Genomic DNA, 8,237 nt, shown 5'->3' with positions numbered 1-8,237 from the left:
AAATCCCGTGTGAATCTGGCGGGACCACCCGCTAAGCCTAAATATTCCCTGGTGACCGATAGCGGATAGTACCGTGAGGGAATGGTGAAAAGTACCGCGGGAGCGGAGTGAAATAGTACCTGAAACCGTGTGCCTACAAGCCGTGGGAGCGTCGCACAGGGAGCTTGCTTCTTGTGTCGTGACTGCGTGCCTTTTGAAGAATGAGCCTGCGAGTTTGCGGTGTGTTGCGAGGTTAACCCGTGTGGGGAAGCCGTAGCGAAAGCGAGTCCGAATAGGGCGATTGAGTAGCGCGCCCAAGACCCGAAGCGGAGTGATCTAGCCATGGGCAGGTTGAAGCGGAGGTAAGACTTCGTGGAGGACCGAACCCACCAGGGTTGAAAACCTGGGGGATGACCTGTGGTTAGGGGTGAAAGGCCAATCAAACTCCGTGATAGCTGGTTCTCCCCGAAATGCATTTAGGTGCAGCGTCGTGTGTTTCTTGCCGGAGGTAGAGCACTGGATAGGCGATGGGCCCTACCGGGTTACTGACCTTAGCCAAACTCCGAATGCCGGTAAGTGAGAGCGCGGCAGTGAGACTGTGGGGGATAAGCTCCATGGTCGAGAGGGAAACAGCCCAGAGCATCGACTAAGGCCCCTAAGCGTACGCTAAGTGGGAAAGGATGTGGAGTCGCAGAGACAACCAGGAGGTTGGCTTAGAAGCAGCCACCCTTGAAAGAGTGCGTAATAGCTCACTGGTCAAGTGATTCCGCGCCGACAATGTAGCGGGGCTCAAGCGTACCGCCGAAGTCGTGTCATTGCAGTACATACCTCTAACGGGGACTGTGATGGGTAGGGGAGCGTCGTGTGCCGGGTGAAGCAGCCGCGGAAGCGAGTTGTGGACGGTTCACGAGTGAGAATGCAGGCATGAGTAGCGATACACACGTGGGAAACGTGTGCGCCGATTGACTAAGGGTTCCTGGGTCAAGCTGATCTGCCCAGGGTAAGTCGGGACCTAAGGCGAGGCCGACAGGCGTAGTCGATGGACAACCGGTTGATATTCCGGTACCCGCTTTGAAACGCCCAATATCGAATCAGGCGATGCTAAGTCCGTGAAGCCGTTCCGGACCCTTCGGGGAATGGAAAGTGGTGGAGCCGACGATCCAGACTTGTAGTAGGTAAGCGATGGGGTGACGCAGGAAGGTAGTCCAGCCCGGGCGGTGGTTGTCCCGGGGTAAGGGTGTAGGCCGTGTGGTAGGCAAATCCGTCACACGTTAAGGCTGAGACCTGATGCCGAGCCGATTGTGGTGAAGTGGATGATCCTATGCTGTCGAGAAAAGCCTCTAGCGAGTTTCATGGCGGCCCGTACCCTAAACCGACTCAGGTGGTCAGGTAGAGAATACCGAGGCGTTCGGGTGAACTATGGTTAAGGAACTCGGCAAAATGCCCCCGTAACTTCGGGAGAAGGGGGGCCATGTCCGGTGATGGGATTTACTCCTTGAGCTGGGTGTGGCCGCAGAGACCAGCGAGAAGCGACTGTTTACTAAAAACACAGGTCCGTGCGAAGCCGTAAGGCGATGTATACGGACTGACGCCTGCCCGGTGCTGGAACGTTAAGGGGACCGGTTAGCTTGGATTCGTCCAGGCGAAGCTGAGAACTTAAGCGCCAGTAAACGGCGGTGGTAACTATAACCATCCTAAGGTAGCGAAATTCCTTGTCGGGTAAGTTCCGACCTGCACGAATGGCGTAACGACTTCTCGACTGTCTCAACCATAGGCCCGGTGAAATTGCACTACGAGTAAAGATGCTCGTTTCGCGCAGCAGGACGGAAAGACCCCGGGACCTTTACTATAGCTTGATATTGGTGTTCGGTTCGGCTTGTGTAGGATAGGTGGGAGACTGTGAAGCATGCACGCCAGTGTGTGTGGAGTCGTCGTTGAAATACCACTCTGGTCGTGCTGGATGTCTAACCTGGGTCCGTGATCCGGATCAGGGACAGTGTCTGGTGGGTAGTTTAACTGGGGCGGTTGCCTCCTAAAGGGTAACGGAGGCGCCCAAAGGTTCCCTCAGCCTGGTTGGCAATCAGGTGTTGAGTGTAAGTGCACAAGGGAGCTTGACTGTGAGACCGACGGGTCGAGCAGGGACGAAAGTCGGGACTAGTGATCCGGCGGTGGCTTGTGGAAGCGCCGTCGCTCAACGGATAAAAGGTACCCCGGGGATAACAGGCTGATCTTCCCCAAGAGTCCATATCGACGGGATGGTTTGGCACCTCGATGTCGGCTCGTCGCATCCTGGGGCTGGAGTCGGTCCCAAGGGTTGGGCTGTTCGCCCATTAAAGCGGTACGCGAGCTGGGTTTAGAACGTCGTGAGACAGTTCGGTCCCTATCCGCTGTGCGCGTAGGAGTCTTGAGAAGGGCTGTCCCTAGTACGAGAGGACCGGGACGGACGAACCTCTGGTGTGCCAGTTGTTCTGCCAAGGGCATGGCTGGTTGGCTACGTTCGGGAGGGATAACCGCTGAAAGCATCTAAGCGGGAAGCCTGCTTCGAGATGAGGACTCCCACCCACTTGATGGGGTAAGGCTCCCAGTAGACGACTGGGTTGATAGGCCAGGTGTGGAAGACCGGTAACGGTTGGAGCTGACTGGTACTAATAGGCCGAGGGCTTGTCCTCAGTTGCTCGCGTCCACTGTGTTGGTTCTGAAACCACGAACAACCAATATGCCGGTTGTTGATATGTTTCATAGTGTTTCGGTGGTCATAGCGTTAGGGAAACGCCCGGTTACATTCCGAACCCGGAAGCTAAGCCTTTCAGCGCCGATGGTACTGCATGGGGGACCGTGTGGGAGAGTAGGACGCCGCCGAACTAAATTTGATAAAGCCGTAGGCCCCGGATCGATGATGAATCGATCCGGGGCCTACGGCTTTTTTGCGTTTCCCGATAGCGTGGCCGTCATGAGCGGTCGCGCACAACTGATGTGGGATGAAGCGGTCACCGGTTACGACTTCGGCCCGGGACACCCCATGGACCCGGTACGCCTCGCCCTGACCATGCGGCTCGTCGAGGCGTTCGGACTCGACAAGGCGATGCAGGTGGTGGGGGCCAGGCCGGCCGGGGAATCGACGTTGCGGCTGGTGCACCGTCAGGACTACATCGACGCCGTCCGGGCGGCCTCGGCCGACCCTCGGGCCGCCGATCCTTCCTACGGGCTCGGGACCCCCGACGACCCCGCCTTCGTCGGCATGCACGACGCCTCCGCGCTGATCGCCGGCCAGTCCGTCGCCGCCGCGGAGGCCGTGTGGCGCGGCGAGGCCGCACACGCCGTCAACTTCGCCGGCGGGCTGCACCACGCGATGCCCGGCTCGGCGGCCGGCTTCTGCGTCTACAACGACGCCGCCCTCGCCGTCGCCCGGCTCCTCGAACTGGGCGCCGACCGCGTGGCCTACATCGACATGGACGTCCACCACGGGGACGGCGTCCAGGCCGCCTTCTGGGAGGACCCGCGCGTCCTCACCATCTCGCTGCACGAACACCCCCGCACCCTCTTCCCCGGCACCGGATGGCCGACGGAGACCGGCGCCCCGGAGGCCGAGGGCGGCGCCGTCAACGTGGCGCTGCCGGCCGGGACCGGTGACGCGGGATGGCTGCGGGCGTTCCACGCCGTCGTCCCCGAGCTGCTGGCCGCCTTCCGGCCGCAGGCGCTGGTGACCCAGCACGGGGCCGACACGCACTTCGAGGATCCCCTCGCGCATCTGACGGTGTCCCTGGACGCCCAGCGGCTCGTCGCCGAGTCCTGCCACGCCCTCGCCCACGAGCACGCCGACGGGCGCTGGGTGGCCCTGGGCGGCGGCGGGTACGCGGTCGTCGACGTCGTACCGCGGTCCTGGACGCACCTCTGCGCCATCGCCGCCGGCCGGCCCGTGGAGCCCGGCACGGCCGTCCCCGAGGACTGGCGGCACGAGGTCTACCGGCGCACCCGCCAGTGGGGGCCGCAGCGGATGACCGATGGACTGCGGCCCGAATGGCGGGACTTCGCGACGTCCGGATACGACCCCGCGGACCGCCTGGACCAGGCGATCCTGGCGACCCGCCGGGCCGTCTTCCCGGCCCACGGCCTGCTCCCCTGAGCCCCTGCCTCCCCGGGGGCTACTGCCTTCCCAAGGCCGCCGCCTCCCGGGGCGCCGCCTCCCGGGGCGCCGCCTGCCGGGGCGCCGCCTTCTCCGGGCGGCTGACGTCCTCGGCAGCCTCGGCCCGCAGCCGCCCTCCATCCCTCTGCCCCGCCCCCGCACCCAACCCCCGTACCCCGTCCCCGTCCACCCCCGTTACCCGTGCGTGGAACGCTTGCGCGCGCATCTGCTCGCCGCCGGCCTCGCCGGGGTCGTGGCCACCACCCGGGAGCGGAGCCTCGACCGCTATCGGCGGTTCGTGGCCGGGGACCCCCGGGTGCTGATGGGGCTGGAGCCGGAAAGTGACTGGCACTACGAGGATTTGTTACGGCTGATGGGCCAAAGGTGTGGAGTTTCAGCCGATCCTGAACAGACTTCCGGGCATGATGTGATCGATCCGGATCGAACGCTGGCGGCACTGGGAGCGTTCGCGGAACGCCTCCGCACGGTCGCCGCGAGGGGCGCTCCGGTGCTGATCGGTACCGGTCACCCCCACCGGCTCCTGGGTTTCTACGCCGGGTTGGCCGCAGGTCTGTCGGCGGCGGGATGTGCTGTCCTCACCCCAGCGCAGGGTCGAAGTATCGACATAACGACCCGGTTTGGCGTACGCACATACAACCTTGACTACGTCCGGGGAGTCGCGATGGTGCGCGAACCCGGCGCGCACGCCACCGCGAACGAGCCGGGCGCACACACGCATTCACCCCTCCCGCTTCGTACCGCGCTGGCCGCCGCGGCGGATGCCGGCGGGCCTCTCCCGGCCCTGGTCATCGGGGACCACGGGTGGGTCTGCGGGGCAGGTCAACTGGGCTTTGAGGCCATCGGACTGGCGGATTCCGACGACCCCGCCGTCTTCGTCGGAGAGGCCGAGGGGAGGGTGTCCGTGGCCGTTCCGCTTGATGACACTGTGCGGTCTGATTACTACCGACCGCTTACTCGCTATGTACTCAATCGAGCGTGTCTGTCACGGTAGGCGGCCGATGGCTGCTCCTCTTCCCCACTCGCATCACCCGCCCCTAATCTGGGGAGTGAGCGCGCAGCGACGAGGAGTCACCGGAGGGGAAGCCGGTGCGCGTCATGTGCGGAAGGTTCAGGTGTGTCATGGCTGCTGGCGAAAGGCCTCTCAACGAGGTCGTGTTCCTGACCGTGGCGGAAGTCGCCGCGGTGATGCGCGTGTCCAAGATGACCGTGTACCGCTTGGTGCACAGTGGTCATCTGCCGGCGATCCGGGTGGGTAGGTCCTTCCGGGTCCCAGAGCAGGCGGTGCACGAGTACCTCCGTGAGTCATTTGTGGGGGTGGAAACCGCCTGACGAGGACCTCGGATTACGCTGTTCGCCCGGTGCCGGGTAGGCTGGCCCGATGTAGGTCGTGTGGGCTCGGACGCCCCGCACCGAGTGAATCGATGTAAGCGAGGGTAGTCGTGGGCTCTGTTATCAAGAAGCGGCGCAAGCGGATGGCCAAGAAGAAGCACCGCAAGCTGCTCAAGCGCACTCGCGTTCAGCGCCGCAACAAGAAGTAAGCAGCGTCGCTGTGTTCGTCCCGCAGCCCTCTCATCGCCTCGGCGGTGGGAGGGCTGCGGTGCGTCCGGCCCCGGGTGGCCGGGGAGGCGCCGAGCCTCCTGTGAGGCGTACGGCGCCCGCGGTGGCGCCCGGGTCCCGCGGGGCCGGCCGGGGTGCTCCCGGTCGCGTACGGCCGTCCTCGCGGCCGTCCCGGGTCTCGCGTCCGTCCTCGCCACGCTTCCCGCGACTGGCCCCGAGGCCGTCCTCGCGGCCGGAAATGTCGCTCCCCGCGACGAGCGCACGTCACAGCGCGACGGCGACCCGCTACGGTGGCCGCCACAGGGCACCCGGAACCGGGTGGGGTGCGCCCCACGGAACGTCCTCGGGAACGCCCTTGGGATCCTCCTCGGGAACGTCCCCACGGAAGGGAAGGCGCTGACCTTGGGCAGGGTGGTGCTCGTCACCGGAGTCGCACGCCGGCTGGGCGGCCGGTTCGTCCGCCGGATCCTGCGGGAGCCCGGCGTCGAACGGGTCGTGGGCGTGGACGCGGTGCCGCCCGAGCACGGCCTGGGCGGGGCCGAGTTCGTCAGGGCCGACATCCGGCAGCCCGCCATCGCCCGGGTGCTGACCGAGTACGCGGTCGACACCGTCGTCCACATGGACGTCACCGGCACCCCGCTCGGTACGCGGAGCAGCGGCCGGGGGAGCCGGAGCACGGTCAAGGAGACCAACGTCATCGGCACCATGCAGCTGCTGGGCGCCTGCCAGAAGACCCCCTCCGTGCGGCGGCTGGTCGTGAAGTCCACCACGAGTGTCTACGGCTCGGCGCCCCGCGACCCCGCGGTCTTCACCGAGGCGACGCCGCCCAAATCGCTGCCCGGCGGCGGCTTCGCGAAGGACGCGGTGGAGGTCGAGGGCTACGTCCGGGGCTTCGCCCGCCGGCGGCCCGACGTGGCCGTGTGCGTGCTGCGCTTCGCCAACCTGCTCGGCCCCCGCGCCGACTCGCCGCTCGCCGAGTACTTCTCGCTGCCCGTACTGCCCACGGTCTTCGGCTTCGACCCCCGGCTGCAGTTCGTGCACGAGGACGACGCGGTCGAGGTGCTGCGGATCGCCGCCTCGGAGCCCGCCAGGGGCACGCTCAACAGCGGGACGTTCAACATCGCGGGCGACGGCGTCGTCCTGCTCTCACAGGCCGCCAGGCGCCTCGGACGCCCCACCCTGCCGTTCTTCCTCCCCAGCGTCACCTGGGCCGGCTCCGCGCTGCGCGCCCTGGGGATGCTGGACTTCTCCCCGGAGCAGATCCGGCTCCTCACCCACGGCCGGGTGGTGGACACCACCCAGATGCGGGAGACGCTCGGCTTCCACCCCCGGTACACCTCGGCGGGCGCCTTCGCCGACTTCACCCGGAGCCGCGGCACCGGCCTGCTGCCGCCCCACACCCTCGCCCGTACCGTCGACCGGATCGCCGCCGCGGTGCCTGCCGGCCGCGGCCTGAAGTGAGGAGCGCACGCACCATGGCGGACGCGAAGGTCATCCCGTTCGGCGAGGAGCCGCGCTCCCGGCGGCGGTCGCGGCGCGGCGCCCCGGGCGGACGGACACCGCGGACGGCGTCGGCGCCCCTCGCGCCCGTCCCGCCGCCGCGCGACGAGCCGGGGGAGCCGGAGGAGCCGGACGTGGCTGCCGAGGCGGCCGAGGCCGCCAGGGAGGCCGGGGACGGCTGGGAGCGGAAGGTCGCCCACGGGCTGAACTTCCTGCGCCGCCGGATCACCGGCGACTACGAGGTGGACGAGTTCGGCTTCGACAAGGAGCTCACCGACCAGGTCGTGCTCTCCGCCCTGCGCCCGTTCGCCGAGAAGTACTTCCGGGTGGAGGTGCGGGGCGTCGAGAACATCCCGGAGAAGGGCGCGGCGCTGGTCGTCGCCAATCACTCCGGGACGCTCCCGATCGACGGGCTGATGCTCCAGGTCGCCGTGCACGACCACCACCCGGCGGCACGGCACGTCCGGATGCTCGCCGCCGACCTGGTCTTCAAGCTGCCCGTCGTCAACGAGATCTCCCGCAAGCTCGGCCACACCCTGGCCTGCGCCGAGGACGCGCAGCGGCTGCTGGAGCGCGGCGAGGTGGTGGGGGTGATGCCGGAGGGCTTCAAGGGGATCGGGAAGCCGTTCTCGGAGCGGTACCGGTTGCAGCGGTTCGGCCGGGGCGGCTTCGTGTCGACGGCGCTGCGGGCCGGGGCGCCGATCGTGCCGTGCTCGATCGTCGGGGCCGAGGAGATCTACCCGATGATCGGCAACTCCAAGACGCTGGCGCGGCTGCTGGGACTGCCGTACTTCCCGCTGACGCCGACGTTCCCCTGGCTCGGGCCGCTGGGCGCGGTCCCGCTGCCGACGAAGTGGACGATCCAGTTCGGGGAGCCGGTGCCCACCGACGGCTATCCGCCGGAGGCGGCGGACGACCCGATGCTGATGTTCAACCTGACCGACCAGGTGCGGGAGACGATCCAGCACACGCTCTACAAGCTGCTGGTGCAGCGGCGCTCGGTGTTCTTCTGAGGGGTTCCTCTGACGGGGTTCTCCCGACCCGAAAACGGTGGCCG

At 66.5% G+C, this 8,237-nt stretch carries 6 protein-coding genes and 2 rRNA genes (1 of these 8 cut by a window edge); all 8 read left to right on the top strand.

The window, feature by feature from the left end:
* Positions 1–2,648: ribosomal RNA gene (locus J7W19_RS14760) — 23S ribosomal RNA — on the top strand (it extends 476 nt beyond the left edge of the window).
* A 76-nt stretch (positions 2,649–2,724) separates the two neighbouring features.
* Positions 2,725–2,841, top strand: a 5S ribosomal RNA gene (gene rrf / locus J7W19_RS14755).
* Between the two features lie 88 nt (positions 2,842–2,929).
* Positions 2,930–4,102 carry an acetoin utilization protein AcuC gene (locus J7W19_RS14750; protein ID WP_004943538.1) on the top strand — a complete coding sequence of 391 codons (1,173 nt, stop codon included), beginning with the start codon at positions 2,930–2,932 and terminating at the stop codon, positions 4,100–4,102.
* 205 nt (positions 4,103–4,307) lie between these two features.
* Complete coding sequence (locus tag J7W19_RS14745; RefSeq protein ID WP_040889405.1) at positions 4,308–5,114, top strand: phosphatase; 807 nt, start codon at positions 4,308–4,310, stop codon at positions 5,112–5,114.
* Positions 5,115–5,242: 128 nt separating this feature from the next.
* A complete protein-coding gene (locus tag J7W19_RS14740) occupies positions 5,243–5,452 on the top strand; it encodes a helix-turn-helix domain-containing protein (RefSeq protein WP_154080489.1) in 210 nt (69 codons plus the stop codon).
* Positions 5,453–5,562: 110 nt separating this feature from the next.
* A complete protein-coding gene (locus J7W19_RS14735; RefSeq protein ID WP_003948845.1) occupies positions 5,563–5,661 on the top strand; it encodes a 30S ribosomal protein bS22 in 99 nt (32 codons plus the stop codon).
* A gap of 421 nt (positions 5,662–6,082) precedes the next feature.
* The gene (locus J7W19_RS14730) at positions 6,083–7,141 is read left to right on the top strand and encodes an NAD-dependent epimerase/dehydratase family protein (protein ID WP_040889429.1); all 1,059 of its coding nucleotides are present in this window, start codon (positions 6,083–6,085) and stop codon (positions 7,139–7,141) included.
* Between the two features lie 14 nt (positions 7,142–7,155).
* Positions 7,156–8,193, top strand: coding sequence for a lysophospholipid acyltransferase family protein (locus tag J7W19_RS14725; protein WP_004943549.1), 1,038 nt, complete (start codon positions 7,156–7,158; stop codon positions 8,191–8,193).
* The last annotated feature ends 44 nt before the right edge of the window (positions 8,194–8,237 follow it).

The sequence above is a fragment of the Streptomyces mobaraensis NBRC 13819 = DSM 40847 genome (assembly GCF_017916255.1).
Lineage (GTDB): Bacteria > Actinomycetota > Actinomycetes > Streptomycetales > Streptomycetaceae > Streptomyces > Streptomyces mobaraensis.
This window is presented reverse-complemented; position numbering and strand designations above follow the sequence as displayed.